Below are 25,627 nucleotides of genomic sequence, written 5' to 3'. Positions count from 1 at the left end.
TCAGGTGACGCGGGTGGTGGGTCGGTGCCGGACCGGGAAGTTGACCGAGTTGGCGATGAAACACACCCGGTGGGCGTCGTCGTGCAGGGCGGCGGCGGCCTCGACGGTGTCCGGGTCGGCGACGGTGACCTGCGGGTGCAGGAGGACCTCGGTGAAGTGGCCGTTGCCGGTGTTGTCCGTGGTCATGGTGCCGGTGGCGTGGTCGACGTAGTCGGTGACCACGATGCCGCTGTCGGCGCAGAGGTGCAGGTAGGCCAGCATGTGGCACTGGGACAGGGCGGTGAGCAGGAGCTCCTCCGGGTTCCAGCGGGTGGGGTCGCCGCGGAAGGTGGGGTCGGAACTGCCGAGGATCGGCGGGTGGCCCTCGGCGGTGATGTCGTGGTCGCGGCGGTAGTCGCGGTAGCCGCTGGTGCCGGTGCCGAGGTTGCCGGTCCAGGTGACCGTGGTGGCGTAGGTGTGGGTGTACAGGCGGGGCATGGGGGTCATGGTGCCGGATCGGGCCGGGGGTGTGCTCCCCCGGCCCGATGCCCGGTCAGTGTTGCGGGATGTGGGCTACCCCGATGCGCTTGCGGAACACCCAGTAGGTCCAGCCCTGGTAGGCCAGCACGATCGGGGTGAAGATGACCGCCACCCAGGTCATGATCTTCAGGGTGTAGGGGGTGGAGGCCGCGTTGACGGCGGTCAGGGTGCCGGCCGGGTCCAGGGTCGAGGGCAGCACGTTGGGGAACAGCGCGGCGAACAGGGTGGCCACGGCCAGGGCGATGGCCACGGCGGTGCCGGTGAAGGCCCAGCCTTCGCGGCGTACCTTGGCGGCGGCCAGGCCGCCGAGCAGGGCCAGGGCCGCGCCGACGGCGAACACCACGGCGGCGGTGCTGGAGCGGATGGTCAGGGTCCAGCTGAGGAAGGCCACCGCGAGCACGGCGGTGCCGACCCCCAGGCGTACGGCCAGGGCGGCGGCCCGGTCCCGGATGTCACCGACGGTCTTCAGGGCGATGAACACCGCGCCGTGGGTTCCGAACAGGGCCGCGGTGGTGGCGCCACCGAGCAGGGCGTACGGGTTGAGCAGGTTGAACAGGCCGCCGGCGTACTCGTGGTCGGCGGTCAGGGGTACCCCGCGCAGGATGTTGGCGAAGGCGACCCCCCACAGCACGGCGGGGATGAGGGAGCCGAAGAAGATGGCCGCGTCCCAGCGTCGTTTCCACTGGGCCTCGGGGCGCTTGTGCCGGTACTCGAAGGCGACGCCCCGGGCGATCAGCGCCAGCAGGATCAGCAGCAGGGGCAGGTAGAAGCCGGAGAAGAGGGTGGCGTACCACTCCGGGAAGGCGGCGAACATGGCGCCACCGGCGGTGATCAGCCAGACCTCGTTGCCGTCCCAGACCGGCCCGATGGTGTTGATCATTACCCGGCGTTCCCGGTCGTCACGACCGAGCACGGGCAGCAGCATGCCGACGCCGAAGTCGAAGCCCTCCAGGATGAAGTAGCCGGTGAACAGCACGGCGACGAGGAGAAACCAGATGGTGGTCAGTTCCACGGTGGGGCTCCGGGTCAGTAGGCGAAGGCGAGCGGACGGTCGGCGTCGTCGTCGGTGTCGTCGGGGTCGGGGTGGTCGCTGACGTCGGGTACCCCGGCCTTGGCGTAGCGCAGCAGGAGCTTGACCTCCACGACGGCCAGGACGGCGTAGATCAGGGTGAAGGCGGTGAAGCTGGTGAGGACCTCGGTCAGGGAGACGCTGCGGGACACCCCGTCGCGGGTGAGCATCTCGCCGAAGACGATCCAGGGCTGCCGGCCCATCTCGGTGAAGATCCAGCCGAAGGAGTTGGCCAGCAGCGGCAGGATCGGCATGGCCAGGCCGGCGCGCAGCAGCCACTTGCTGTTGGGGGTGGTGCGGCCCTTGCGGTGGGTCCAGAGGACCAGCAGGGCGATGGCGGCGGCGGCCAACCCGAAGGCGATCATGAAGCGGAAGCTCCAGTAGGTGACCGGGATGATCGGGGTGTAGCTGCCGGGGCCGTACTGGGCGCTGTAGAGGGCCTGAAGGTCGTCGATGCCCTGCACGGTGCCGTTGGGGTCGCCGGTGCCGAGGTACGACAGCAGGTAGGGGATCTTGAGGGCGAACAGTTCCCGGCTGCCGTCCAGGCTGCCGATGGTCAGCACGGAGAACGACGCCGGGCTCTCGGTCTGGTAGAGACCTTCGGCGGCGGCCATCTTCATCGGCTGCACCTGGGTCATGATCTTGCCCTGGATGTCGCCGGTGATGGACACGGCGAAGGCGGAGACCAGGGTCACCCAGGAGCCGAACTTCGCGGCGAAGCGGTAGGCCGGGGTGTCGGCGCTGTCCCGGTTGCGGATCAGGTGCCACAGAGCGACGGCGACCAGCAGGCTTCCGGCGACCAGGAAGGAACCGGCGATGGTGTGCGGGAAGGTGACCAGGGCGAGCTTGTTGGTCAGTACGGCGACGAAGTCGGTCAGTTCGGCGCGTCCGGTCTCCGGGTTGAAGCGGTAGCCGACCGGGTTCTGCATGAAGGAGTTGGCCGCGAGGATGAAGTAGGCCGACAGGTTGGTGCCGATCGCGGCGGCCCAGATGGTGGCCAGGTGCAGGCGCTTGGGCAGCCGGTCCCAGCCGAAGATCCACAGGCCGATGAAGGTGGATTCCAGGAAGAAGGCGACCAGGGCCTCGATGGCCAGGGGTGCGCCGAAGATGTCACCGACGAAGCGGGAGTAGTCGCTCCAGTTCATGCCGAACTGGAATTCCTGCACGATGCCGGTGACCACACCCATCGCGAAGTTGATCAGAAAGAGTTTGCCGAAGAACTTGGTGAGCTTGAGGTATTTCTCGTTGCCGGTGCGGTGCCACAGGGTTTGCAGAATGGCGACCAGGACGGACAACCCGATGGTCAGTGGAACGAAGAGAAAGTGGTAGACGGTGGTGACACCGAACTGCCAGCGGGCGACGTCCAACGCGTCCACCTGCGACCCCCATGCTGCTCATACTACAAGACGTAGTAGATACTACCGCTCGTCGTACAGAGAAGTGCAGGGGCGAGCGGCCCGTACCGGCCCGGGACCAATGACCCTGCTCACCTCGGGCCGGAGGACCCGTCGGCGGCCTCCGGTCGCCATGGCGCCTGCTCGGCCCCGGCCCGAGGAGACGGGCGCAGGCGTGCGACCATCCCGCTGGTGGACCCTGTGCACTCCCCCTGGCGACCGCCGCTGATCTGGCGTGCCGCCCAGGCGCTCGCCCGTGTCGCGGTCGCGGTGCTGGCCCGGCTGGAGGTCACCGGCGACATCCCCGCCGCGCTACGCGGCGGGCCGCTGATCCTGGCCGCCAACCACATCAGCCCGTTCGACCCGATCGTGCTCAGCGCCGCCTGTCGGCAACGGCGGATCGCCCCCCGGATCATGGCCACCGGCGGACTGTTCCGGGTGCCGGTGATCGGCGCGGCCATGCGCGCGGCCGGGCACCTGCGGGTGGACCGGGGCACCAGCGGGGTGCACCGGGCGCTGGACGAGGCGGTCGCGGCGGCCGCCGCGGGCGCGGTGATCCTGGTCTATCCGGAGGGACGCATCGGCCTGGACCCGGGGCTGTGGCCCGAACGCGGCAAGACCGGGACCGCCCGGCTGGCCCTGGCCAGCGGCGCCCCGGTCATCCCGGTCGCCCAGTGGGGCAGCCACGAGGTACTCCCCTACCAGGCGCCCAAGGGGCTCCTCGGTGGGGTGATCCGCGCCCTGCTGCGTCGGCCCCGGGTGCGGGTGCACTTCGGTGCACCGGTGCGGTTGGCCGACCTGTCCCCCGACCGTCCCGGCGTGGCCCGGCTGGCCACCGACCGGATCATCGACGCCCTCACCGACACCCTCGTCCCGCTGCGCCTCGACGAACCCGACCGGCCCCGGCATGTCGACCCCGGGCGGCCGGTCGACACCAGCCGGATGCATCGCCGCCGTACCGTCGCCGACTGAGCCGGTCGGTGCCCGAAGCGGATGGTTGGTCATCTCCCGGTCACCGGGGGGTCCTCGGGGCCGGGCATACTGCGCTGCGTGCCACCCGGTTCCCGCTACCTAGACGCCGCGACTCCGCTGGCCTTCGCCCACCGTGGTGGTGCGGCCGACGGCGACGAGAACACGGCCGCGGCCTTCGCCCGCGCGATCGCCCTCGGCTACCGGTACGTGGAGACCGACGTGCAGGCCACCGCCGACGGGGTGGCCGTGGTGTTCCACGACGCCACCCTGCGACGGGTCACCGGTCGGCCCGGTCGGGTGTCCGACCTGCGGTGGGCGGACCTGGCCTCGGTACGGGTCGGCGGTGCCGCGGTGGTGCCCCGCCTCGACGAGGTGCTCACCGCCTGGCCGCAGGTGCGGTTCAACATCGATGTCAAGTCCGACCGGGCGGTGACCCCGACGGTGGACGCCCTGACCCGGACCGGGGCCGGTGACCGGGTGCTGCTCGCCTCGTTCAGCGACACCCGGCTGCACCGGCTGCGGGCGTTGACCGGTGAACAGGTGGCGACCAGCCTGGGGGCACGGGGAGTGGCGCGGCTGCGGTGGGCCTCGCTGACCGGGCGCCGGCTGCGGCTGCCGCCGTCCGTGGTGGCCGCCCAGGTGCCGGTGCGCTACGGCCGACTGCCGGTGGCCGACCGCCGATTTCTGCGTACGGCGCATCGACTCGGGTTACAGGTGCATGTCTGGACGATCGACGAACCTGCCGAGATGCACGAGTTACTTGATCTTGGTGTTGATGGCATCATGACCGACCACGTCGGCGTGCTGCGCGACGTCTACCGCAGCCGCGGCCACTGGGCCGCCTGAGCACCTGGGACCCGAGATGGCCGAGACGGCGACCCCCGCCGCGCAGGACGACACCCCGCCGGTGAACAGCACCCGCCGGGAGCGCACCGGCTGGTACTTCTACGACTGGGCCAACTCGGCCTTCCAGACCACCGTCATCACGGTGTTCCTCGGGCCCTTCCTGACCAGCGTGGCCAAGGTCGCCGCCGGGTGTCAGCTGGAGGCCGACGACTGCACCGGGTACGTCTACCCGCTGGGCATCAAGGTCGCCGCCGGCTCCTACTACCCGTACCTGATCTCGCTGTCGGTGCTGCTGACCGTCTTCGTGCTGCCGGTGATCGGGGCGATCGCCGACCGGTCGCTGCACAAGAAGCGGCTGCTGGCCGCGACCGCCTTCACCGGCGCCTTCGCCACCATCGGCATGCTCTTCGTGACCGGGGACCGGTACCTGCTCGGCGGGGCGCTGTTCATGGTCGCCAACATCGCCTTCGGTGCGGCGATCGTGGTGTACAACTCCTTCCTGCCCCAGTTGGGCGGCCCGGACGAACGCGACGGCATCTCCAGCCGGGGCTGGGCCCTGGGCTACCTCGGTGGTGGTGTGCTGCTGGCCCTGAACCTGGTGGCGGTGCAGTCCTTCGGCAACGGCACCGCCGAGCGGACCCTGGACCTGGCCCGCTGGTCGATCGTCTCGGCGGGTCTGTGGTGGGCGGTGTTCACCCTGGTGCCGCTGCGCTGGCTGCGGGAACACCCCACCGCGGCGGCGCTGGCCGCCGGGGGCCGGGGCAATGTGCTCACCGACGGGTTCCGGCAGCTCGGCCGCACCCTGCGGGAGGTCAAGGCGTACCCCCTGACCTTGTTCTTCCTGCTGGCCTTCCTGGTCTACAACGACGGCATCCAGACCGTCATCACCCTGGCCAGCCAGTACGGCACCGAGGAACTGCGGCTGGACCAGAGCACCCTGATCGTGACGATCCTGCTGGTGCAGTTCCTGGCCTTCGGCGGCGCCCTGGGCCTGGGTGCCCTGGCCGGGCGCATCGGCGCCTGGAAGACCGTGCTGCTGAGCCTGGTGCTGTGGACCGCGGTGATCATCGGGGCCTTCCGGTTGCCGGCCGAGGCACCGCTGCCGTTCATGATCCTCGGCGCGGGCATCGGCCTGGTGCTCGGCGGCAGCCAGGCGCTGAGCCGCTCCCTGTTCAGCCAGTTGATCCCGGCCGGCAAGGAAGGCGAGTACTACGGCTTCTACGAGATCAGCGACAAGGGCACCAGTTGGCTCGGTCCGTTGGCGTTCGGCCTGGTGTTCCAGCTGACCAACTCCTACCGGGTCGGCCTGGTCTCCCTGCTGATCTTCTTCGTGGTCGGATTCGCCCTGCTGCTGGCGGTGCCGATGCGGCGGGCGATCATCGCCGCCGGCAACACCCCGCCACGGGTGCTCTGAGGCACATCGTCGTACCGGCGGTGACCGGCCGGACGTCCCCGATCGGCTAGGCTGCCCGTCCGTGACGAGCCCCGCAGATGCCGTACCGACCTGTTTGTCCCGGCCCGCACTGGGCGGGTCGAGTGACACCCCGGCCGGGTGTGTAGCCGCTCGGGGCGCCGACGGGCGCCCCGCGCACGCCGCCGCGCTGCGGTTCTACTGGGGGCCGATGGACTGCGGCAAGTCGACCATGGCCCTTCAGATGAACTACAACCACGCCCGGCAGGGCCGGCGCGGGCTGGTCACCACCCGCATCGACCGGTCCCTGGGCCCGCAGGTCACCACCCGCATCGGGCTGGCCCACGAGGCCATCGAGATCACCGACGAGGTGGACCTGCGGGCCCTGGTCCGCGAGGCCTGGGCCGACGGGGTACGGGTGGACTACCTGATCTGCGACGAGGCCAGCTTCTACTCCGTGCAGCACGTCGAGCAGATGGCCGAACTGGTCGACAGCTACGACGTCGACGTGTACGCCTTCGGATTGGCCACGGACTTCCGGTCCTGCCTGTTCCCCGCCGCCCAGCGGCTGTTCGAACTGGCCGACACGGTGGCCCGCATCCAGGTCGAGGTGCTCTGCTGGTGTGGGCGTGAGGGACTGCTCAACGCCCGGGTGGCCGGTGGTCGGGTGGTCCGCGAAGGCGAACAGGTCATGATCGGTGACACCGTCGACACCGTCGACACCGCCGAGGTGCGGTACCAGGTGCTGTGCCGGCGCCACCACCGCAGCGGCGACCTGGGACCCCGCGCCACCACCCAGGCCTGAGATCACCTCCCACCGCCGTACCGGATAACGAAACGATCACTGCTGCCAACCTTTACCGGGGTCCTACCCCTTCTGGTGCATGACGACAGTGATCAGGAGCGGACAACGGCCCGCGGACCGGTGGGGGTACAGGTCGAATGAGGTTCGTCTGGCGGCGTGCCCGGGGCACGAGGGGCCTGCTGCTGGCCGCGGCCGGAGCGGCGCTGGTGGCCACGGTCGCCCTCACCGGACTGGCCGCGTACAACCGGGACGTGGTCGACTCCGGCACCCGTAACGTGCTGGCCGAGGCCGGCTCCCAGGAACGATCGGTGCTGATCCGGTCCTCGGCCGGGCGTACCCCGCAAGCCCTGCGGGACCGCGACACCGCCCTGCGCGAACAGCTGCGCACCGACCTGGGCGGGCTGGCCGCCCAGGTCACCTCCGTCGGGTACGCGGCCGGCCGGCAGTTGCGCGGCGACGCCGGTGACGCCGTCGCCGACCGTACCGGCAGCATCTACGCCTCGGTGATGTTCCTCGACGGCCTGCCCGAACACGCCCGGCTCACCGCCGGTGCCTGGCCCCAGGCCGGGGCGCCCCGGCCGGAGACCGTGTTGGCCGCCCCGGCGGCGGCGATCCTGGGGGTGGGGGTCGGTGACCGGATCCCGATCACCGACGGGCTCACCGAACGGGTCACCGAAGTGACCGTGGTGGGGGTGTTCACCCCGGTGGACCCGCAGGCCGCGTACTGGCGGCTGGCCCCGGAGACGGCGACCGGTTCGCTGCCGCAGGCGGCCACCTACGGCCCGATGGTCGTGCACCGCGACGACTTCGTCACCCACTTCCTGGCCAACGCCTCCGCCGGCTGGCTGGTCGAGCCCGACCTGTCGACCATCAGGACCACCAGCGAACTGGACCGGCTGGCGCAGGTGGCCACCCGGCTGGTCACCACCACCCCGGCCGAGGCCGGTCTGGGCGACTCCGCGGTGGCCATCGGTGACCTGGCCGTCCTGGTGCCCCGGTTGCAGCAGGCCACCCTGGTCGGCCGGTCCGCGTTGGTCACTCCGATGCTGCTGGTGGTGGTGCTCGGCGGGTACGCGCTGCTGCTCGTCGCCGTGCTGCTCACCGAGCACCGTCGGGGTGAGACCGCCCTGCTGCGCGCCCGGGGTGCCAGCCGCCGGCAACTGGCCGGGCTGACCGCCCGGGAGGCCACCCTGATCGTCCTGCCCGCCGCGGTCGGAGCCCCGCTGATCGTCACCGAACTGCTCGGCCTGGCCGGGCGGCTACCCGGGCTCGCCGCGGTGTCGCTGCACCCGGCGGGGATCTCCGACGCGATGATCTGGGTGGTGGCGGGGGCTGCGGCCGCCGGTTGCGCCCTGGCGATGATCGGTCCGAGCCTGCGCCGGGGTGGCAGTTACGTCGCCGACCTGGCCAGCCGTTCCCGGCCCAGTTCCCGGGGCATGGTGCAGCGGGCCGGGTTGGATGTGGTGCTGGTCGGCCTGGCGGTGCTGGCCTGGTACCAGTTGAGCCGGTACTCCTCACCGCTGTCCCGTACCCGTGGTGGTGAGCTGGGCATCGACCCGCTGCTGGCCGCCGCGCCCACCCTCGGGGTGCTGGCCGGGGCGGTGCTCGCCCTGCGGCTGCTGCCCCCACTGGTACGCCTGGCGGAACGCTGGGTGGACCGCAGGCCGTGGACCGCCACCATGCTCGGCACCTGGCAGGCCGGTCGCCGGCCCCATGCCGGTCCGGTGCTGCTGCTGGCCCTGGCCGTCGCGGTCGGCACCCTGGCCTGGTCACTGGCGAGCACCTCCCGACGGTCCCTGGACGACCAGGCCGCCCATCAGGTCGGCGCGGACCTGCGACTGACCGAGGCCAACGGCTCCGCCCCCGAGGGCCGGGCCGAACAGTTGGCCGAACTGCCGGGCACGACGGCGGTCCTGGCGGGCTGGCGGGACCGGCTGCAAGCCGGACCGGAACAGACCCCGATGACCGTGCTGACGTTCGACGCCGAAACCGCCGGGGAGGTGGTTCGGCTCCGGCCGGACCTGGCCGGCGGCTCCGTCGGCACGGTGTTCGAGGGGCTGGCCGCCGGGCGGGTGACGGCACCGGAGACCCCGCTGCCGGCCGGCACCCGACGGCTGACCGGGCAGCTAGTGACCAAGGTCAGTCAGCCGTTCGGTGTCCTCGCTCCGGTACGCCACCATGCGGTGCTGATCGGGCCGGACCACGGACACCGACGGTTGCCGCTGGGGGTCACCGGCAACGGCGACCGGCTGCCCTTCTCCGTCGAACTGCCGGCCGGTGACACGCCGTGGCGACTGGCCGGTTTCACGGTCGAGACCACCGGCACCGGCCGGATCACCCTCGACTGGCGGCTGTCCGACCTGCGGGCCAGCCGGGACACCTCCCCCGGGGAGCCGGTGGATCTGGCAGCCGACGGGGCATGGCGGATGGTCGACACCTCCGGTCTGCTGGCCACCCCCAGGGCCACCGGAAACAGCCTGACGGTCCGCCTGGCGAGCAGGGTGGCGGAGGGATCCCACGGTCGCAGCAAGACGCTGCGGCTGGGGATCTCCCGGGAGGCGGCCGAGGGCCCGGTGCCGGTGGTGGCCACCCCGCAGGCCCTGGCCGCCCTACGGCGTGCGGTCGGTAACCAGACCCGGCTGTTCCTCGGCGGCGCCGAGGTCGACCTCACCGTGGTCGGCACCGTGAGCGCACTGCCCGGCGAGGCCGACGAGGCCGCCCTGGTGGTCGACCTGCCGTCACTGAGCACCCGGATCTTCCACGACCAGGGCATCGTGCGTCCCCCGGAGGAATGGTGGCTGGCCACCCGGGCAGGCCAGGGACAGCAGGTGGCCGCGGCGGTCGCCGGGCTGGGTGGCCTGGCCGTGCTGGACCGTGAGCAGGTCGCCGCCGAACTGGCCCGGGATCCGTTCGGGGTGGGTGCCCGGGGTGCCCTGTTCGCCGCCGCCCTGGCCGCGGTGCTGTTGGCCGCCGTCGGGGTGGCGGTGGATGTCAGCGCCACCGCCCGACGGCGGGCCACCGAACTGGCTGTGCTGCACACCCTGGGTGCCGGGCACCGCCTGGTGGCCCGGTCACTCCTGGTCGAGCAGGCGTTCCTGGCCGGGGTGGGGGTGCTCGTCGGGTTGGGCGTGGGGGTGGGCGTGGCCGCGACGATGGCCCCGCTGGTCATCCTCACCCCGTCCGCCGACCGACCCCATCCACCGCCGTTGTTGAGTGTCGACTGGCCACCGGTAGTGGCCACCGGGGTGGGCCTGCTGCTGCTGGCGTTGACCTTCAGCGCCGCGGTGTCGATGACCATGCGCCGCCGCCTGGCCGCCACCCAACTACGCATCGGGGAGGACCGGTGAGCGCGAGGAGTGAGCTTGCGAGCCCCGCAGTCGCGAACAAGGCCAGCACCGTGAGCGCGAGGAGTGAGCTTGCGAGCCCCGCAGTCGCGAACAAGAGGCGGATCCGATGAGTGTCAGGCGGATCAGGGCGTACGGCGGCCAGGTGGGTCTGTTGGCGGTGCTGGGGTTGGTGGCGGCGCTGCTGGTGACCGCCGTGCCCCGGCTGGCCAACGGGTACGCCGACCGGAGTCTGCACGCCGATGTGGCCCGGTTGCCGCACCTCGTCCGCGACGTGTCGATCGCGGTCGAGCAGCGGCCGGACAGGCCGCAGCACGAGGAAGGGGTGCTGGCCGCGGCGGGTGAGGGCGACCTGGACCGGCTGCTCGGGTCGTTGCCGCAGCCGCTGCCCGCCCTGGTGGACCGTCGGTGGTACGCCGCCGTGCTGGACGAGCAGACCCTGACCGCCACCGGCGACGCGCCACCGATGGACGGTGGGGCGACCAAGAAGATCGGCCTGCGGGCGCAGACCGGTGTCCAGGAGGCGGCCGTGCTCACCGCCGGTCGTTGGCCGCGCAGCGCGGCTGGCGGCCCCGCCGAGGTGGCGGTCTCCACCGCGGTGGCGGAGATCCTGTCGCTGCGACCGGGCAGCCGGCTGCGGTTCACCGGCGCCAGCGCGGCCATGCGGGCATCGGTGCGGGTCGTCGGGGTGTTCGACCCCCGCGACGCCGAAGATCCGTTCTGGGACGACCTGATGCTGGGCCTGAACCCGGTGGTGCCGGTCGTCGACGGCGAGCCCTACCTGGCCATGGCGGTCACCGACTGGGCCGGGATCGACAACGTGGTCGCCGGCAGTGGGGTGCCGGTCAGCTACGAATGGCGGTACCGGCTCGACGAGCGGCGACTGGACACCACCACCTTGGCGGGGGTCGTCGACGCGGTGAGCCAGACCCGACGCACCGAGTGGCTGCCCGGCTCGCGGGTGTACACCTCGCTGGACGTCAGCCTGGTCCGGTTCACCGAACAGTTGCGGGCGGTGCAGGCTCTGCTGGCCATCGCGCAGACCGGCCTGGTCGCCAGCCTGCTGGGGCTGATCCTGCTGGCCGCCCGGTTGATGGTGCAACGTCGCCGCGACGAGTTGGCGTTGCTGCGGGCCCGAGGCGCCTCGCTGGCCGCGATCGGGTGGCGCACCGGCGTCGAGGCGGTGCTGGTGCAGCCCGTGGCGGTGCTGCTGGGTTGGCTGATCGCCACCCGGGTGCCGGGCCGGTCGGCGGGAACCCCCTGGCCGGTGCTGCTGCTGGCGGTGCTCACCACCGTCGTGGTGCCGGTGCTGGCCGTGCTCTCCCAGCGGCGGGTCGGGTCGGCCGCCGGGCGGGTCGACCTGGTCCGGCAGCGCCCGTCGGTACGCCGGTTGACCGTGGAGGCCAGCGTGGTGGTGCTCGCCGGGCTGGGAGTGGTGCTGCTGCGGCGCCGTGGCCTCGATCCGGCCGACGGGGTCGACGCGTACCTCAGCTCCGTGCCGGTGCTGGTCGCGGTCGCCGCCGCCCTGGTGGCGATCCGGCTGCTGCCGTGGCCGCTGCGGCTGGTCGGCCGGTTCGCCGGACGGGCCCGGGGCGCCCCGCTGTTCCTCGGGGTCGCCCGGGCCGGCCGGAGTGCGCCGGTGGCGTTGGGGCCGTTGGCGGTGCTGATCGTCGCGGTCAGCACCGGGGTGTTCGGTGGGGTCGTGACGACCACCGTGGCCGCCGCCCGGGACCGGGCCGCGACCCTGACGGTGCCGGGTGACGCCTGGCTGACCGGGTGGGCCTTCTCCCCGGACGCGGCCGACGAACTGACCCGGGTGCCCGGGGTGGCGGCGGTGGCCCGGGTGTCGGTGGAGTCAAATCGGCGACTGTTGTCCGAACCCGGACCGCAGGCGACCCCCCTCGGGCAGGCCCGGGTGCTGGTGGTGGACGCCCCGGCCTTCGCCGAGGTGGTGGCCCGCAGCGGGGTCGACGTCGAGGTGCCCGCCGTGCTGCGGTCCGCCGCCCGCGGCGACGGGCCGGTGCCCGCGGTGGTGTCGCCGAGGCTGGCGGCGGAACTCGGCGACACCGCGGTGGCCGATGTGCAGAGCCGGCTGTACGAGTTCCGGGTGGCTGCGGTGGCCGACACCTTCCCCGGGGTGGGGTTGGGGGTCGACCGGTTCGTGGTGCTGCCGTGGCAGGCCCTACCCGAGTACGAGTTGACCCCGATCATCCCCAACCGGTACCTGCTCGCCGGCGACGACATCGACGAGGCGAGGCTGCTGGAGGTCGCCGACGCCACCCAGCGCCGTCGACAGTCCGCGGTGCTCGGCACGGAGGTGACCCGGACGCAACTGCCGGCGACCCTGGAGACCTGGCGGGCCCACCGGGAGGGACTGGAGCGTACCGGCGCCAACGAGGTGCTGACCCTGACGTTCACCGCGGGCGCCGGGGGAAGCGCGGCGCTGGCCGTACTCGCGGTGGGGTTCGCGGTGGTCGCCGACGCCTCCGGTCGGGGTCGGATGCTGTCCCGGCTGCGCACGATGGGTCTGTCCGCCGCACACGGCCGACGGCTGCTGGTGTACGAGCTGGTGCCGCTGGTGGTGGTCGCGGCCCTGACGGGTGCGGCCGTGGGCGTCGCCCTGCCCAGGCTGCTCGGCCCGACCCTGGGGTTGTCCCAGTTCGCGCCCGGGGTGCCGATGCGTGACCACCTGGATCCGCTGGTCGTGGGCGGGGTGCTGGGGTTGGTGGTGCTGGGCCTGCTGACCGGCCTGCTGGTGGAGAACCTGGTGAACCGACGGATGCGCCTGGGTGAGGCGCTGCGTCTCGGAGAGGGGAACGCATGACCGTGGTCAGGGAGGTACCGGACCTCGCGGCGCTGCAGCGGCGGGCGGCGGAACGGGCCGCCGCCCGGGCCGGTGGCGCGGACCGGTTGCGGGGGCACATCGTCTGCGACGGCCTGGTACGCATCTTCACCACCGAGGGGGTGGAGGTGGTCGCCCTGCAAGGGCTGGACCTGGTCGTCGACCGGGGTGAGCTGGTGGCGATCGTGGGGGCCTCCGGTTCCGGTAAGTCCACAGTGCTGAACATCCTGTCCGGGCTGGACACCCCGACCGCCGGGATCGCCCGGGTGGCCGGCTACGACCTGCTGACCATGTCGGCGCGCAAGCGGCTGCGGTACCGGCGGCACACGGTCGGGTTCGTCTGGCAGCAGACCGGACGTAACCTGCTGCCCTACCTGAGTGCCCGGGAGAACGTCGAGTTGCCGATGCGGCTGGCCGGTCGGGGTGGCCGGGCCGGTCGACGGCGGGCCATGGAACTGCTGGAGATGGTCGGGGTCGACTACTGCGCGGATCGCCGACCGGGGCAGATGAGCGGTGGCGAGCAGCAGCGTTGTGCGGTGGCGGTGGCCGTGGCCAACGACCCGGAGGTGCTGTTCGCCGACGAGCCGACCGGTGAGCTGGACGAGGCCACGGCCGCGGAGGTGTTCGGCGCGTTGCGGGTCATCAACGCCGAGTTGGGGGTCACCGTCGTGGTGGTCACCCACGATCCGCAGGTCGCCTCGCAGGTGCGGCGGACGGTCGCGATCCGGGACGGCCGGACCGCCTCCGAGGTGCACCGCAGGGCCCGGGTCGGTGCCGACGGCGTCGAGGAACTGGTCACCGAGGAGTACGCGGTGCTGGACCGGGCCGGACGGATGCAGTTGCCGGCCGGTTTCGTCGACGCGTTGGCGTTGCGGGACCGGGTGAAGTTGACCCTGGAGCCGGATCACGTGCAGGTCCGCTCCGGCGAGCAGCGGGATTCGGCGTGAGAGGCGGTGTCGGGCGGTCTGCGGCCGACGGCCGGTCAGGTGAGGTGAGGGTGTGAGCGAGGATCTGGTCCGGGTGCAGGGGCTGTGCCGCGACTACGGCAGCGGTGAGCGGGTGGTGCACGCCTTGCGGGACGTGTCGCTGCGGGCGGGGCGGGGTGAACTGGTCGCGGTGCGGGGACGCTCGGGGGCCGGCAAGACCACCCTGCTGAATCTGATCGGTGGTCTGGACCGGCCCACCTCGGGCCGGGTGTGGGTGGCCGGTCAGGAGGTCACCGCGGCCGGTGAACGGGACCTGCTGCGGCTGCGCCGCGACGACATCGGTTTCGTGTTCCAGTCGTTCGGGCTGATCCCGATCCTGTCGGCGGCGGAGAACGTCGGGGTGCCGATGCGGCTGGCCAAGGTGCCGGCCGCGCAACGGGAGCAACGGGTGTCGATGTTGCTGGAGATGGTCGGGTTGGGTGGGCACGCCGCCCAGCGGCCGTACGAGATGTCCGGCGGGCAGCAGCAGCGGGTGGCGATCGCCCGGGCCCTGGCCAACGATCCGGCGTTGCTGATCGCCGACGAGCCGACCGGGCAGTTGGATTCGGAGACCGGGCGGGCGGTGATGGACCTGCTGCGGGCCCTGGTGCACGCCCGGGGGATGACCGCCCTGGTGGCCACCCACGATCCGACCCTGGTGGAGTTGGCAGACCGGGTGCTGGTGCTGCGCGACGGCCGGTTGGTCGAGTCCACCGAGCCGGTCGGGGTGTAGCCGTCAGTACGGGTCGCCGCAGACCCGCCAACCGTCCTGGTCGCGGACCACGGACAGGTCACGCTGTTCGGTGCCGCCGCTTTCGCGGGTCAGTCGTACGGTGACGGTGCCGTGGGGCCGCCCGCCTCGGGTGGCCACGGACACGTCGAGGATCTCGTAGTCGCGCACCACCGGTGGGGTGCGTACCCAGCTGGTGAAGCCGACCTCGCTCCACCGGCTGCGCGCGTCGCCGCAGAGCCGCTCGTACGCCCCGGCGGTGTCCCCGGCGGTGACCTGGCGTAGGAATCCCTCGGCGGTCTCCCGCACCGGTCCGGCGGCCTGGGTGACGACCTGGACGTTCCAGGCGCCCAGGCCGGCGACGCCGACGCAGCACAGGGCCACCCCGATCCCGGCGAAGGTGAGCCCAGCCCGCATCGGATGGCGTCGCCGGGCCGGTCTGCTCCACGGCTGCGCAGCGCCCACACCCTCAGACGGTAGAGAATTCGCCGCCCCGGCGGGCGGAAAGCCGCTGCCGTCGGTGGGTGTGGGCGCTGCCGGGTGGGGTCAGGTGCGGCGGCGGGCGCGGGCGGCCCAGATGACGTACGCCGGGTCCCGGTCGAGGTTGTGCCGGTCGCGGTCGTAGCGGCGGGTGGTGCGGGGGTCGGCGTGGCCCATGGCGTCCTGCACGTCCTCCAGGGGTACCCCTTCGGCGCGGGCGGTGGTGGCGAAGGCGTGGCGCAGCGAGTGCGGCGACAGGTGCGCCCAGGCCGGTATCTGGGCGAGCCGGGCCAGTCGGCGGACCAGCCGGAACACCGAGTGCCGGTCCAGGCGGGCGCCGCTGGCGGTGACCAGCAGCGGGCCGGTGAGCTGGTTGACCTGCACGCCGGTGGCGGCGGCCCGTTCGGCCAGGTAGGTGTCTACGGCGTGGGCGGTGGAGGGGGTCAACGCCCGGCGGCGGGCTTTGCCGCCCTTGCCGACGAAGCGGACACTGCGGTGTCCGCGTTCCGCGCCGAGGTCGGCGATGTCCAGGGCGACCAGTTCCCCGACCCGCAGGCCCAGGTCGGCCAGCAGGGCAATGGCGGCCCGGTTGCGGGTGGCGGTCGGGCCGGTGTCGGTGTCGGCGGCGGTGAGCAGGGCGTCGACCTCGTCCGGGGTGAGCCCGATGGTGGCGGAGTGGTCGCGGTCGACCCGGGGCCGGTCGGCGTCGGCGACCGGGTTGTTGTCCACGGCCCGCAGCTTGACCAGGAAGTCGTACCAACTGGACAGGGCGGACAGTCGGCGGGCCACGGTCGCCGGGGTCAGGGGACGTCCGGTGCGCGCGACCACTGTCGACTCCAGTGTTCGCGCGTACTCGTTGACGTGCAGGAAGTTGGCCCGCAGCGGGTCCAGGTGGCGATCGGTGCACCAGGCTAGCCAGTTGGCGACATCGCGCCGGTAGGCGTCGCGGGTGTGCTCACTGAGCCGCCGGTTGCGCAGCCACGCTTCGGTGACGGCGATCGGACCACCCGGCAGGGCGGGGTGATCCGGCGGGCGGAACAGTACCGGAGGATTGGACACGGCCATGTGAAAAAGGTTCTCAGCCGAGGCGGCCGTTCCCGATCAGGCGCGCCGGTACATGATCAGCAGTCCTGGGAAGCCCTCGGCCCGGTGGTGGCATCGACGAGCGGCGGCGGGGCGGAATCCGCCCCGCCGCCGTCGGTCGACTTCAGGCGTTGATCTGCATGCGACCGTTGCCGGTCGCGCTGATGGTCACCTTGCGGGGCTTGGCCCGCTCGGCCACCGGGATGCGCAGCGTCAACACGCCGTTCTCGTAGCCGGCTTCGAGCTTGTCGGTGTCGAGGGTGTCGCCGAGGAAGAGTTGCCGGTGGAACACCCCCATCGGGCGTTCGGCGGCGACGAGTTCGACCTTGTCGCCGTGCGGGCGGCGACGCTCGGCGCGGACGGTCAGCACGTTGCGCTGCACGGTGCAGTCGATGCTCTCCGGGTCTACCCCGGGCAGGTCGAAGGCGGCGTAGAAGTAGTCGCCGTCGCGGTAGGCGTCCATGTGCATGACGGCCGGACGGCTGGTCGTGCCGAAGAACTGCTCGGCGATCCGGTCGATCTCCCGGAACGGGTCGGTGCGCATCAGCATGTCGTGCCTCCTCGGTTCCTCTGGCCGAAGGTTCGGGAGTTGAGTCTGGGTGGCTCAACTTCACCTACGTATTTAGCGCGCGTTCCCGCCGTCGTCAAGTCGAGCGGTCAGTGATCGTGCTCCGGTAGCTGGGCGACCAGAACCACCGGCACCGCCAGGTGCATCGCACCCAGGACGATCTTCGCGCCAGGGGTGGCCTCGACCTGGAGCAGGGGCGCGAAGGACAGCAGGGTCGCCGCCACCACGAGGCTGAACCAGATGGTGGTGGCCCGCTGCCCGGCGAACCGCTCCAGCAGGGCCAGGGCCGCCCAGCCCAGCAGGGCCGCGCCCAGGGCGACGGCGACCACCGGTACGAGGTTGACGACCATTTCCGCCCGACCGGGGCCGTGCACCGCATAGTCGGTGCCGCCGAGTGCCCCGGCCAGCCAGATCGCGACACTGGCCGCGACCGCGGCCAGGATGCCGAGGGATCGGCGGCGCAGGGCGGCGCTGATGCTGACGGATGACGCGGTGGTGCTGCTCATAGGCCACTCCTCGGGTCGGGTACCGATACACCGACGTTATCAGATGATCTCGTACGAGACGATCTGTATTGAGATCAAGTTTCGTCGTCGGGGCCCCGAGACGAGGTCAGGACGTCGGCCGGTGGCGGGCACGTTCCTGATGGCGACGGGCCTTCAGACGGTTGCCGCAGGTCTTCATCGAGCACCAGCGGGCAGTGTTGGCCCGGCTGCGGTCCAGGTGGAACAGGCGGCATTCGGCATTGCCGCAGGGGCGCAGTCGACCAGGGTGGCGGGCCTGGACCTCGTACCAGGACAGCACCAACTCCGCCGCGAGCATCCGTTCCGGCGGCCCGCACACCCGCCACCGCAGAGCCACCCCGTCGATCTCGGGCACCTGGTGGACCCCGCCGAGGATCCGTCGCAGTTCCGCCTCGTCGACCGAACCGCGGGTGGCGGCCTGGAGGGCGCCCCTGGCCGTACGCAGCCACTCCAGCGCCTGGGGGTCACCGGGATCGCCGTGCCCGCGCGCCCACCGTCGCAGCGCGGCATCGTCGGCCCAGAGATCCGGGAATTCCTGACCCGGACGGTGGGAACGGCTGCGGCCTGAGACCCGCTAGCAGACCGAGCCGGCCGGTCCGCAGGTGCCGACCCGGGACAGTCGCCCGTCGACCAGCCGTTGGACCGCGCGGAGAAACACCTCACGCTCGGTGTCCGGCAACGCGGCCAGCACGTCCTGTTCGAGTCCGGCGGCGATCTCCTGGGCCTGGTCGAGCACCTGCTCCCCCTGCGCGGTCACCTCCACCAGCCGGGCCCGTCGGTCGGTCGGCGACGGGATCCGCCGGGCCAGCCCGGCGGCCTCAAGGTGATCCAGCGTGACCACCATGGTGGTCTTGTCCACCCCGCACAGCTCACCGAGCTGCCGTTGGGTCAGACCACCGGCGCGGGCCCGGGCCAGCACGCAGTGGTCCCGGGGAGAGATGCCCAGCTCAGCAAGGCCGGAGGCGTGCTCGGCGCGCAGCGCGTGACTGGCCCAACTGAGCAGGAACATCAGATCCGACGGGCGCCCCGGCGACGGGAAGGTCATGCCCAGAGGTTAACAAGATATTCCGAACCGGGATCGTTGCCCGATCACGCACCGCTACCACCGGTGAGGAGCCGACCTGACCGACAATGGAGACCGTGACGAGTGCCACGGCACCGACAGCCGGTACCGGTCAGCGCCGCGGGCCGCAGCCACCCGCCCCCGGCCCACGGACCCCCGGCCCGTGGGTGGTCGCCGCCACGGTCACCCTCCTCCTGCTGATCATGGCCCCCCGCTACGGCTACCACCGCGACGAGCTGTACTTCCTGCTCGCCGGACGCCACCTCGACTGGGGGTACGTCGACCAGGGGCCGCTGGTGCCCGCCCTGGCCCGGCTGGCCGACACGATCGCCCCGGGCAGCCTGGTCGCCCTGCGTACCCCCTCTGCGGTGCTGGCCGGTGCGGCCGTGCTGATGGTCGCCGCGATAGCCCGGCAGTTCGGCGCCGGTCGCGGCGGTCAGACCCTGGCCGCGCTGCTCGGCGGCACCTCGGGCATCACCCTGGCCAGCGGGCACTGTGCCGGGACCTGCGTCGGCCCTGGGCCGACATCTGGACCACCGAGGTACGTCACAGCAGGTGACCGGGGCGTCGACGAAACGCCGTGGCCGGTGGTGGGGTCGGGCTAAGGTGCGGCGATGAGCCTGCACTCCGCCGCGGTCGAGGCACTCAAGGCCGATCCGGCCACCGCCCCGCTACGCCGTTCCCTTGAGGTCTACTACGGCGACCCGGAGCGCGACGCGGCGATGGACGCCTTCTACGCCCGCTTCGTCCGCCCCGGCGACCTGGTGTTCGACATCGGCTCGCACGTGGGCGACCACATCGGCAGCTTCCGCCGCCTGGGCGCCCGGGTGGTCGCGGTGGAACCGCAACCCCTGTGCCTGCGGGCGCTGCGGGCCATCTACGCCGACGACGACCAGGTGACCCTGGTGGCGGCGGCCTGCGGGGCGCGACCGGGTCGCATCGGTTTCCTGGTCAACTCCGCCAACCCGACCGTCTCCACCGCCTCCGGTGACTTCGTCGCCGCCGCGGCCGGCGCCGGCGGCTGGGAGGACCAGGTGTGGGACGGCGAGATCGAGGTACCGGTCACCACCCTGGACGCCCTGATCGCCGAGCACGGCACCCCGGCCTTCACCAAGATCGACGTGGAGGGTTTCGAGGACGCCGTACTCGGCGGTCTGAGTCGACCGCTGCCGGCGTTGTCGTTCGAGTTCACCACGATCGGCCGGTCGGTGGCGCTGCGCTGCCTGGACCGGCTGACCGCCCTGGGCTTCGGCGGCTTCGACCTGGCCCTCGGTGACACCAAGACCCTGACCCTCGGCCATTGGGTCGACGCCGACGAGATGGCCACGCACCTGCTCGCGTTGCCGCACGAGACCAACTCCGGCGACGTCTACTGCATCCCCGGCTGAGGCTCGCATGCGACCTCGCTCGCCTCGTGTCCGGCCACCACAACCAGAACGGCTGCGCGGCGAAGCCCACCAACGGATGCGTCGAAGTCCAGCGCCATCGCCTCCTCGCGCTCCAACCATGACTCGAAACCGACGTGGTCACCGATGCAGGCCGCCCAATACAGGCCCTGCCCTCGGTACGACGGGAACGAGCGGACCGCCGGCGCCTCCTCGAACAGGGCATCTGCCACATCGACCAGCTTTGGTTGCCTCAGCCGAGGAGTCGCTGCACCTCACGGGTAACCTGCGGGGAAGCGATCGGAGCCCAGGCGGCGAACAGGGAGCGAAAGTAATCGCCGTACCTGTCCACGGTAGAAGGGTCTTGCTCGATGACGTCCAGTTCGTTGACGATGCTGAGATCCACGAAGGGTCGCATCTGGCCGGGGCCCAGGTGCCACGTCTGATCGGTGAAGCGGTCGACGATCTCACCGGTCGTCGCCAGCTCTCGCCAGGTTCGCCTGCGGTCGCAGGCCCCGTATAGGTAGACCAATGCCTCAGCGTCGTCACCGATGAGGTTTCGCAGCGTGGCTCGATCGTTCCGGTCGAGCAGCGTCACATCGAAGCCGTCCGTGCCGTAGACGGCATGCGCGAGACCGGCCAGTTGCGCGTCAACGCCACACTCCAGCTCGGCGAGACGGTCATGCACCCGGTACAGGTGGGCGTAGAGAGTGCCGCCGGGGTGCTGGATTGCCTCGGCTCCACGCTGCCGTAGCCAGCGCCGTACGTTCGAGTCCGCACCCATGAGCCGACACTACGTAAACCGCTTCCGGCCGGTAGCCCGTCAGCGTGGGCGGTTCGTCACACCGCCGCACCCTTGCCTCCTCGGGTGTCCAGGAGTTGAGTCAAGGGCATGGCTCGAATCGCGTTTGACGACGCGGACGCCGCGGCGTTCGAGGCGACCCGTCACCTCACCGACGACGGGCTCGCGGCCTGGCGAGAGGCCGTGACCCGGCACCTTGACCCTCATGCAGGCATGCAAATACTCGACCTGGGCTCCGGTACCGGAATGTGGGCGCGAGCCTTTGTCGACTGGTACGACATCGAGGTCACCGCGGTCGAGCCCTCCGAGGCGATGCGTGCCCGCTCGATGTACCAGCCTGTCGTAGACGGCGACGCCGAGCGCATCCCACTCGATGACGGCAGCGTCGACGCCGCCTGGATCTCCACGGTCATCCACCACGTGCCAGATCTGAACCGTGCGGCCCGAGAACTACGCCGGGTCGTGCGCCCCGGCGGCCGGGTGCTGATCCGTTCCGCGTTCGCCGGCCGACACCAGGCGATCACCCTGTTCCGCTACTTTCCCGAAGCCATCCGTGTGCTCGACACCTACCCCAGCGTGGCCGACGTCGAAGCAGCCTTCACTGCCGCCGGGTTCGTCACCGTCGGCCTCGAACAGGTGCCGCAGGTAACCGCGGCCTCATTAGGCGAGGCTGCGACGGCGCTGCGCCGCGAGGCGCACACCCCGCTGCAACTGATCAACGACGACGAGTACGCCGCAGGCGTGGCCCGACTGCACGGGGCAGCGCGAACCGAAACCGGACCTGTGGTTGATGCCTTGGACCTTCTCGTCCTGACCTGAACGGCTACAAGATCGTCAGAAACCCAGCTGAGACGCGGTGGGGGTCTGATCGTCCGCGCTGTCGGCGGCCAGACCTGCTGTTCGGCGTAGTGGTACTGGTGGCTGCGTGGTCGCCTCCCGCCAACAACCGCCGTAGAAGGCGTTCATCCTCGCAGCCGCATCGCGCCTCGGCAGCTGCCTCAGACCCACAAGCAGGCAGGGCTTACGCAGCGACTCTGGTTCTAGCTCTCGCGGCTGTCGATCTCTAGGAGGTCACCGGGCGCGCAGCGCAGAGCTTCGCAGACGGCGGTGAGGGTGGAGAACCTGATGGCCCGGGCACGACCGTTTTTCAGGACCGAAAGGTTCACCACACTCACGCCCGCCTGCTCGGACAGTTCGACCAAGGACATACCGCGAGCGGCGAGCACTCGGTCGAGTCGAACTACAACCCGGTGACCAGGTTCGTCTGACGATCGCGCCATCACACCAGCCCGGCCACATCAGCTCGCAGCCGCATGCCTTGCCGAAACACCTCGGCCAGCAACAGGACGAGCGCACCGATTGCCAGTGGCATGAAGGAGAAAGAGAAGGCGACGTCAACGATGCCGGCCGCGGCGGAGCGGGCGATGATGGCCTTGTCGGCGGCGAACCCGAGCATCTGGACAGCGCTACCGCCAACCGCCACAACCAGGCCGATGCTGACTATCCGACGGGCGTTGGCGGAGGTGAACACCTCGCCGGTGGGCACCGTGCGGACGATACGCCACAGCAGCCAGAGCACCAACAGGAACAGTGCCTGCGCGGCGAGTTCCGGCCCGACGATGCCGATCCGGTCGGTCCACGTCGGCTCCAAGATCGAGAGCCCCATCGTCGGGGTGAACAGCTCCACAGGCGGTAGTCCGGTGGCGGCATCCCGAGTGCCGTCGGAGGTGTCCTGCCACGCGAACATCCCGTGGTACCCGTGCGCGGTGGCCTGCCACCGATCGCCGAATCCGTCGTCAGGCCGCACAGCCACGGACGACACTTGCTGCGGCGCTGGCATCGGAACCATGCCACGCCCTAATTCCAGACCCGACGGGCCAAGCACGGTCGGGCCACACGCCAAACACCAACACGACCGTAGCCGCCGCACCGAGTAGCCCGGTCAGCAGGCGCACGCTCGCTCTCACGGTCGCACTCACCGACGCCCCCCATATCGATTCTCGTTATGGACCCCAAGAGTGCATAACGAGAATCGATAAGTCAACGATGGGCCCTGATTCGACCAGTTGTGGTCCTGAGGTTCGACACCTCTCGACTCGTCAGGGTTGCGGCACCCGCAGGTCGGCAGTCCAAAACCTGGTGCCAGTGGTGCTCTCGGACCCGTCAGCGCGGTTGCATACCATAACAGTCATTATGATGTACGCCAGATATGCCCGCTTTGTGGCAGAGAATTATTGGATTGCTGAGCAAAGTAATCCAATAATTCGGGCAGGTGGGTCCGGTGGCTTTCCTTCTACGTGGGGCGCGATGTCAGCGCCGGTGCCGACGGTGGCGTCCGTCGTTCTCGGCGGTGATGTTGCCGGAAGCCTCCTCGCCGAACCGGACGTAGACGCCAAGGATGGCCGAGTGTCGGTGGCGGTCGCTGGAATACCAGCGCAGCTCGCGCTGTATCGGCCGTTCGGTCGTCCGTGGCTGACGATCGGCCATCTCCATGTGCGTGCGCCCCTTCGCGACGGCTACGAAGTAGGCATGACCAACGAGGTAACCATTCCCCTGCTGCCCTGCGCGTCGATCGACGACATCGTCGCCTTCTACGAGGTGCTCGGGTTCCACACCACGTACAAGCAGCGCAAGCCCCACCCGGCCGTGGGGTTACAACGTGAAGATCTGAATATGCAGTTCTTCGAGATCGCGGGGTTCGATCCGGCGCAGTCCTACGGTTCGTGCATCGTGCTGACCTCGGACACGGGGCAGCTGTACCGGGCTTTCGCGGCGGGCATGCGCGCCGCGAACGGCAAGGTGCTGGTCTCCGGGACGCCGCGGATGACCCGGCCCCGGCCGCGGAAGAACGCCGACGGGCTGAGCGGCTTCAGCGTCATCGATCCAGGCGGCAACTGGATCCGCTTCTTCCAGAACGCCCCGGCCTCCCCCGCGCCGGCCCCGACCGGGCGGCTGGGCAAGGCGATGGCGAACGCCGTCGTGCAGTCCGACTCCAGAGGAGACGCCCGACAGGCGGCTCGGATTCTTGACAGCGCACTGGCCCATCCCGAGTCAGATGACGACCCGGTCGCGTTGGTGGAGGTGCTCGTCTACCGCGCTGAGGTGGCGATGGTCCTGAACGATCCGGCCACGGCGACCGAGATGCTGGCCCGCGTCGACCGTGTCGCTATGAGCGCGGACGAAGCCACGCGGGCAGCTGCTGCTCATGAGGCCGCTACCGACCTTGCGGCAGCACTGTCCTAGGTACCCGCGTTCACCCGACACCGGCTCGGCCGCCGACAACAGCACCCGCGCGTGCTGCACCAGCAGTCGTCCGGCGTCGGTGAGCCGTACCCCCGCCCGGCCCGGGTGAGCAAGCGGGCGCCGACCTCCTGCTCCAGCAGGGTCAGCTGCTGGGACACCGTGGAGGGGCTGTAGCCCAGGGCGGCGGCGCCGGCGGCCAGAGTGCCTCGTTCCTCGAACTCCCGCAGGAACCGCAGCCGCCGAAGCCCGCCGGGCGGACCCTGACGTGCCCTCGGGCCCCGGATCGAGCCGAGTCCGAGTTCTACCCCGGGCGGTGGCCGTTCAGTGGCTGGCCTCAGCTGCTGAGGCAGGACGATCACGAGCCCGTGCGACCGCGACGCCACCAGCCACGCCGGGGCGGCTGGGCGGCCGTCGGGGTCGCACGGGCGGCGGCCCGATCGGCCTGCCAGCGGCGTACCACCTCGTCGGCGTCGACCGGACGCACCACGACCCGCGGCCCACTGGGGTTGCGCAGCCACGCCATGATCTCGGCGTTCAGGTCGGCCACACAGGTCCGTACGGACTGCTCGGTGGGCAGCTCACGCACCTCGTCGGGGAGCTGTTCGATGCGGCGGCGCAGCAGCAGCGGGGTGGGCAGCAGCAGATCGGTCGGCAGCTGCTCGCGCTCCAGGAAGCTCTTGAGCCACCAGGACTCGTCGTAGGGCAGACCCCGCCCGGGGATCGGCTTGCCCGCACCGGGCAGGTTGTCGAACTCGCCCCGCTCCTGGGCCGAGCGGATCTTCGCCTCGACCGAGGCCTGCCAGCCGTCCATCCCCCGCCACCTCCCCCACCCACGGTAACGCGACCCCGACCAGGGGTACCGGGGTCCGGCGGCGGTGCGCACTAGGCTGCGAGGAGGACGGGGAACGGGGAAACGGTGATGGTGAGCACGGCGGGGATCATCGGCATCGCACTCGTCGCTCTGGGGTTGGTGCTCACCCCCGGACCGAACATGGTCTACCTGGTGTCCCGGTCGGTGACCCAGGGGCGACGCGCCGGGCTGGTGTCACTGCTCGGGGTGGCCGCCGGGTTCGCGGTCTACCTGGCCGCCGCAGTGGCCGGCATCGCCACCGTGTTCGTGCTTGTGCCGGCGTTGTACACGGCGGTGAAGCTGGCCGGTGCGGCCTACCTGCTGTGGCTGGCGTGGCAGGCGATGCGTCCGGGTGGGCAGTCACCGTTCGCCCCTACCCCGCTGCCGGCCGACACGAACCGTCGGCTGTTCACCATGGGACTGGTCACCAACCTGCTCAACCCCAAGATCGCCATCCTGTACGTGTCGCTGCTGCCCCAGTTCATCGACCCCGCTCGGAGCAGCGTGGCGGTGCAGAGTCTGCTGCTGGGGTCCACCCAGATCGCGGTGGCGTTGACCGTGAACGCGATGATCGTGCTCACCGCCGGTGGCATCGCCGGTTTCCTGGCCCGGCGACCGGTGTGGCTGCGGGTGCAGCGACTGCTGACCGGGACGGTGCTGGCGGCGTTGGCGGTACGCATCGCCGCCGACCGTTCCCGCGCCGCCGTGGCCGCCTCCTGACCCCTGCCGGGG

The 25,627-nt window shown here is 71.1% G+C and carries 27 protein-coding genes and 1 pseudogene; 13 read left to right on the top strand and 15 right to left on the bottom strand.

Translation table 11 applies throughout. The annotated features are described in order from the left end of the window. The 3 genes from ACLQ2T_RS13430 to ACLQ2T_RS13420 are packed head-to-tail and all read right to left on the bottom strand — an operon-like array spanning nt 1 to nt 2,964. Complete coding sequence (locus tag ACLQ2T_RS13430) at nt 1–486, bottom strand: OsmC family protein (protein ID WP_425766384.1); 486 nt, start codon at nt 484–486, stop codon at nt 1–3. A gap of 46 nt (nt 487–532) precedes the next feature. Next, entirely contained in the window at nt 533–1,531 is a 999-nt protein-coding gene (gene cydB, locus ACLQ2T_RS13425) for a cytochrome d ubiquinol oxidase subunit II (protein ID WP_425766383.1), read from the bottom strand. A 14-nt stretch (nt 1,532–1,545) separates the two neighbouring features. Beyond that, nucleotides 1,546–2,964: a cytochrome ubiquinol oxidase subunit I gene (locus tag ACLQ2T_RS13420; RefSeq protein WP_425766382.1), complete on the bottom strand. Its 1,419-nt coding sequence runs from the start codon at nt 2,962–2,964 to the stop codon at nt 1,546–1,548. Between the two features lie 210 nt (nt 2,965–3,174). Between ACLQ2T_RS13420 and ACLQ2T_RS13415 the strand changes: the two genes are divergently transcribed. The 8 genes from ACLQ2T_RS13415 (at nt 3,175) to ACLQ2T_RS13380 (ending at nt 14,900) form a co-directional block, all read left to right on the top strand. Beyond that, nucleotides 3,175–3,954, top strand: a complete 780-nt coding sequence (locus ACLQ2T_RS13415; RefSeq protein ID WP_425766380.1) for a lysophospholipid acyltransferase family protein — start codon at nt 3,175–3,177, stop codon at nt 3,952–3,954. Between the two features lie 78 nt (nt 3,955–4,032). After that, nucleotides 4,033–4,800 carry a glycerophosphodiester phosphodiesterase gene (locus ACLQ2T_RS13410; protein ID WP_425766378.1) on the top strand — a complete coding sequence of 256 codons (768 nt, stop codon included), beginning with the start codon at nt 4,033–4,035 and terminating at the stop codon, nt 4,798–4,800. 16 nt (nt 4,801–4,816) lie between these two features. After that, nucleotides 4,817–6,214 (top strand): MFS transporter, encoded by a 1,398-nt coding sequence (locus tag ACLQ2T_RS13405; protein WP_425766377.1) that lies wholly within the window; start codon nt 4,817–4,819, stop codon nt 6,212–6,214. A gap of 61 nt (nt 6,215–6,275) precedes the next feature. Further along, nucleotides 6,276–7,016, top strand: a complete 741-nt coding sequence (locus ACLQ2T_RS13400) for a thymidine kinase (RefSeq protein ID WP_425766375.1) — start codon at nt 6,276–6,278, stop codon at nt 7,014–7,016. Nucleotides 7,017–7,153: 137 nt separating this feature from the next. Then, nucleotides 7,154–10,363, top strand: coding sequence for an FtsX-like permease family protein (locus ACLQ2T_RS13395; RefSeq protein WP_425766374.1), 3,210 nt, complete (start codon nt 7,154–7,156; stop codon nt 10,361–10,363). A 106-nt stretch (nt 10,364–10,469) separates the two neighbouring features. Next, the gene (locus ACLQ2T_RS13390) at nt 10,470–13,184 is read left to right on the top strand and encodes an FtsX-like permease family protein (RefSeq protein WP_425766373.1); all 2,715 of its coding nucleotides are present in this window, start codon (nt 10,470–10,472) and stop codon (nt 13,182–13,184) included. Further along, nucleotides 13,181–14,149, top strand: a complete 969-nt coding sequence (locus tag ACLQ2T_RS13385) for an ABC transporter ATP-binding protein (RefSeq protein WP_425766372.1) — start codon at nt 13,181–13,183, stop codon at nt 14,147–14,149. The genes ACLQ2T_RS13390 and ACLQ2T_RS13385 overlap by 4 nt, the downstream gene beginning before the upstream one ends. A gap of 52 nt (nt 14,150–14,201) precedes the next feature. Beyond that, nucleotides 14,202–14,900 carry an ABC transporter ATP-binding protein gene (locus ACLQ2T_RS13380; RefSeq protein WP_425766371.1) on the top strand — a complete coding sequence of 233 codons (699 nt, stop codon included), beginning with the start codon at nt 14,202–14,204 and terminating at the stop codon, nt 14,898–14,900. A 3-nt stretch (nt 14,901–14,903) separates the two neighbouring features. Here ACLQ2T_RS13380 and ACLQ2T_RS13375 read toward each other — a convergent pair whose 3' ends face one another. From ACLQ2T_RS13375 to ACLQ2T_RS13350, 6 genes are all read right to left on the bottom strand, one after another. Continuing rightward, a complete protein-coding gene (locus ACLQ2T_RS13375) occupies nt 14,904–15,362 on the bottom strand; it encodes a hypothetical protein (protein WP_425766370.1) in 459 nt (152 codons plus the stop codon). 81 nt (nt 15,363–15,443) lie between these two features. Beyond that, complete coding sequence (locus ACLQ2T_RS13370; protein WP_425766369.1) at nt 15,444–16,442, bottom strand: tyrosine-type recombinase/integrase; 999 nt, start codon at nt 16,440–16,442, stop codon at nt 15,444–15,446. A gap of 142 nt (nt 16,443–16,584) precedes the next feature. Beyond that, nucleotides 16,585–17,010: an Hsp20/alpha crystallin family protein gene (locus tag ACLQ2T_RS13365; RefSeq protein WP_425766368.1), complete on the bottom strand. Its 426-nt coding sequence runs from the start codon at nt 17,008–17,010 to the stop codon at nt 16,585–16,587. 107 nt (nt 17,011–17,117) lie between these two features. Beyond that, on the bottom strand, nt 17,118–17,534 hold the full coding sequence (locus tag ACLQ2T_RS13360) for a DUF6069 family protein (RefSeq protein ID WP_425766367.1): 417 nt from the start codon (nt 17,532–17,534) through the stop codon (nt 17,118–17,120). Between the two features lie 106 nt (nt 17,535–17,640). Then, nucleotides 17,641–17,907, bottom strand: a complete 267-nt coding sequence (locus ACLQ2T_RS13355) for a CGNR zinc finger domain-containing protein (RefSeq protein ID WP_425766365.1) — start codon at nt 17,905–17,907, stop codon at nt 17,641–17,643. A gap of 219 nt (nt 17,908–18,126) precedes the next feature. Then, a complete protein-coding gene (locus ACLQ2T_RS13350; protein ID WP_425766364.1) occupies nt 18,127–18,597 on the bottom strand; it encodes a MarR family winged helix-turn-helix transcriptional regulator in 471 nt (156 codons plus the stop codon). A 95-nt stretch (nt 18,598–18,692) separates the two neighbouring features. Between ACLQ2T_RS13350 and ACLQ2T_RS13345 the strand changes: the two genes are divergently transcribed. Both ACLQ2T_RS13345 and ACLQ2T_RS13340 read left to right on the top strand, forming a co-directional pair. Continuing rightward, complete coding sequence (locus ACLQ2T_RS13345) at nt 18,693–19,220, top strand: hypothetical protein (protein ID WP_425766363.1); 528 nt, start codon at nt 18,693–18,695, stop codon at nt 19,218–19,220. Between the two features lie 9 nt (nt 19,221–19,229). After that, nucleotides 19,230–20,003 carry an FkbM family methyltransferase gene (locus ACLQ2T_RS13340; RefSeq protein WP_425766362.1) on the top strand — a complete coding sequence of 258 codons (774 nt, stop codon included), beginning with the start codon at nt 19,230–19,232 and terminating at the stop codon, nt 20,001–20,003. Here ACLQ2T_RS13340 and ACLQ2T_RS13335 read toward each other — a convergent pair. Next, nucleotides 19,985–20,233: a hypothetical protein gene (locus ACLQ2T_RS13335; RefSeq protein WP_425766361.1), complete on the bottom strand. Its 249-nt coding sequence runs from the start codon at nt 20,231–20,233 to the stop codon at nt 19,985–19,987. The two genes, ACLQ2T_RS13340 and ACLQ2T_RS13335, sit on opposite strands and share 19 nt — an antisense overlap. Nucleotides 20,234–20,253: 20 nt before the next feature. Next, complete coding sequence (locus ACLQ2T_RS13330) at nt 20,254–20,784, bottom strand: DUF6817 domain-containing protein (protein WP_425766360.1); 531 nt, start codon at nt 20,782–20,784, stop codon at nt 20,254–20,256. Between the two features lie 108 nt (nt 20,785–20,892). On the opposite strand from ACLQ2T_RS13330, the gene ACLQ2T_RS13325 reads away from it, so the two are divergent. Next, on the top strand, nt 20,893–21,621 hold the full coding sequence (locus ACLQ2T_RS13325) for a class I SAM-dependent methyltransferase (RefSeq protein ID WP_425766359.1): 729 nt from the start codon (nt 20,893–20,895) through the stop codon (nt 21,619–21,621). 221 nt (nt 21,622–21,842) lie between these two features. On the opposite strand, the gene ACLQ2T_RS13320 is transcribed toward ACLQ2T_RS13325, so the two are convergent. Both ACLQ2T_RS13320 and ACLQ2T_RS13315 read right to left on the bottom strand, forming a co-directional pair. Continuing rightward, nucleotides 21,843–22,082 (bottom strand): helix-turn-helix domain-containing protein, encoded by a 240-nt coding sequence (locus ACLQ2T_RS13320; protein ID WP_425766358.1) that lies wholly within the window; start codon nt 22,080–22,082, stop codon nt 21,843–21,845. After that, nucleotides 22,082–22,757, bottom strand: a pseudogene (locus tag ACLQ2T_RS13315) (DUF2975 domain-containing protein). Before ACLQ2T_RS13315 ends, ACLQ2T_RS13320 begins: the two are co-directional and overlap by 1 nt. Nucleotides 22,758–23,331: 574 nt before the next feature. Here ACLQ2T_RS13315 and ACLQ2T_RS13310 point away from each other — a divergent pair. Next, nucleotides 23,332–24,045 carry a VOC family protein gene (locus ACLQ2T_RS13310; RefSeq protein ID WP_425766639.1) on the top strand — a complete coding sequence of 238 codons (714 nt, stop codon included), beginning with the start codon at nt 23,332–23,334 and terminating at the stop codon, nt 24,043–24,045. Here the strand turns inward: ACLQ2T_RS13310 and ACLQ2T_RS13305 are convergent. Continuing rightward, nucleotides 24,042–24,404 carry a LysR family transcriptional regulator gene (locus tag ACLQ2T_RS13305; protein WP_425766357.1) on the bottom strand — a complete coding sequence of 121 codons (363 nt, stop codon included), beginning with the start codon at nt 24,402–24,404 and terminating at the stop codon, nt 24,042–24,044. The two genes, ACLQ2T_RS13310 and ACLQ2T_RS13305, sit on opposite strands and share 4 nt — an antisense overlap. Then, nucleotides 24,401–24,856 (bottom strand): DUF1992 domain-containing protein, encoded by a 456-nt coding sequence (locus ACLQ2T_RS13300; RefSeq protein ID WP_425766356.1) that lies wholly within the window; start codon nt 24,854–24,856, stop codon nt 24,401–24,403. The genes ACLQ2T_RS13305 and ACLQ2T_RS13300 overlap by 4 nt, the downstream gene beginning before the upstream one ends. A 108-nt stretch (nt 24,857–24,964) precedes the next feature. On the opposite strand from ACLQ2T_RS13300, the gene ACLQ2T_RS13295 reads away from it, so the two are divergent. Next, a complete protein-coding gene (locus tag ACLQ2T_RS13295) occupies nt 24,965–25,615 on the top strand; it encodes a LysE family translocator (protein WP_425766355.1) in 651 nt (216 codons plus the stop codon). Nucleotides 25,616–25,627: the final 12 nt, after the last annotated feature.

Origin of the sequence: Micromonospora sp. DT229, assembly GCF_049844505.1 — a bacterium.
Taxonomy (GTDB): domain Bacteria; phylum Actinomycetota; class Actinomycetes; order Mycobacteriales; family Micromonosporaceae; genus Micromonospora.
Note: the sequence above shows the minus strand (reverse complement) of the source record. Positions and strands in the feature narration are given on the sequence as shown.

Bases quoted from the DNA above. Each gene is read 5' to 3' on its own strand.
- ACLQ2T_RS13430 (WP_425766384.1), bottom strand. From the start codon at position 486: ATGACCCCCATGCCCCGCCTGTACACCCACACCTACGCCACCACGGTC.
- ACLQ2T_RS13405 (WP_425766377.1), top strand. From the start codon at position 4,817: ATGGCCGAGACGGCGACCCCCGCCGCGCAGGACGACACCCCGCCGGTG.
- ACLQ2T_RS13395 (WP_425766374.1), top strand. From the start codon at position 7,154: ATGAGGTTCGTCTGGCGGCGTGCCCGGGGCACGAGGGGCCTGCTGCTG.
- ACLQ2T_RS13390 (WP_425766373.1), top strand. From the start codon at position 10,470: ATGAGTGTCAGGCGGATCAGGGCGTACGGCGGCCAGGTGGGTCTGTTG.
- ACLQ2T_RS13385 (WP_425766372.1), top strand. From the start codon at position 13,181: ATGACCGTGGTCAGGGAGGTACCGGACCTCGCGGCGCTGCAGCGGCGG.
- ACLQ2T_RS13370 (WP_425766369.1), bottom strand. From the start codon at position 16,442: ATGGCCGTGTCCAATCCTCCGGTACTGTTCCGCCCGCCGGATCACCCC.
- ACLQ2T_RS13365 (WP_425766368.1), bottom strand. From the start codon at position 17,010: ATGCTGATGCGCACCGACCCGTTCCGGGAGATCGACCGGATCGCCGAG.
- ACLQ2T_RS13360 (WP_425766367.1), bottom strand. From the start codon at position 17,534: ATGAGCAGCACCACCGCGTCATCCGTCAGCATCAGCGCCGCCCTGCGC.
- ACLQ2T_RS13350 (WP_425766364.1), bottom strand. From the start codon at position 18,597: ATGACCTTCCCGTCGCCGGGGCGCCCGTCGGATCTGATGTTCCTGCTC.
- ACLQ2T_RS13340 (WP_425766362.1), top strand. From the start codon at position 19,230: ATGAGCCTGCACTCCGCCGCGGTCGAGGCACTCAAGGCCGATCCGGCC.
- ACLQ2T_RS13330 (WP_425766360.1), bottom strand. From the start codon at position 20,784: ATGGGTGCGGACTCGAACGTACGGCGCTGGCTACGGCAGCGTGGAGCC.
- ACLQ2T_RS13325 (WP_425766359.1), top strand. From the start codon at position 20,893: ATGGCTCGAATCGCGTTTGACGACGCGGACGCCGCGGCGTTCGAGGCG.
- ACLQ2T_RS13320 (WP_425766358.1), bottom strand. From the start codon at position 22,082: ATGGCGCGATCGTCAGACGAACCTGGTCACCGGGTTGTAGTTCGACTC.
- ACLQ2T_RS13310 (WP_425766639.1), top strand. From the start codon at position 23,332: ATGACCAACGAGGTAACCATTCCCCTGCTGCCCTGCGCGTCGATCGAC.
- ACLQ2T_RS13300 (WP_425766356.1), bottom strand. From the start codon at position 24,856: ATGGACGGCTGGCAGGCCTCGGTCGAGGCGAAGATCCGCTCGGCCCAG.
- ACLQ2T_RS13295 (WP_425766355.1), top strand. From the start codon at position 24,965: ATGGTGAGCACGGCGGGGATCATCGGCATCGCACTCGTCGCTCTGGGG.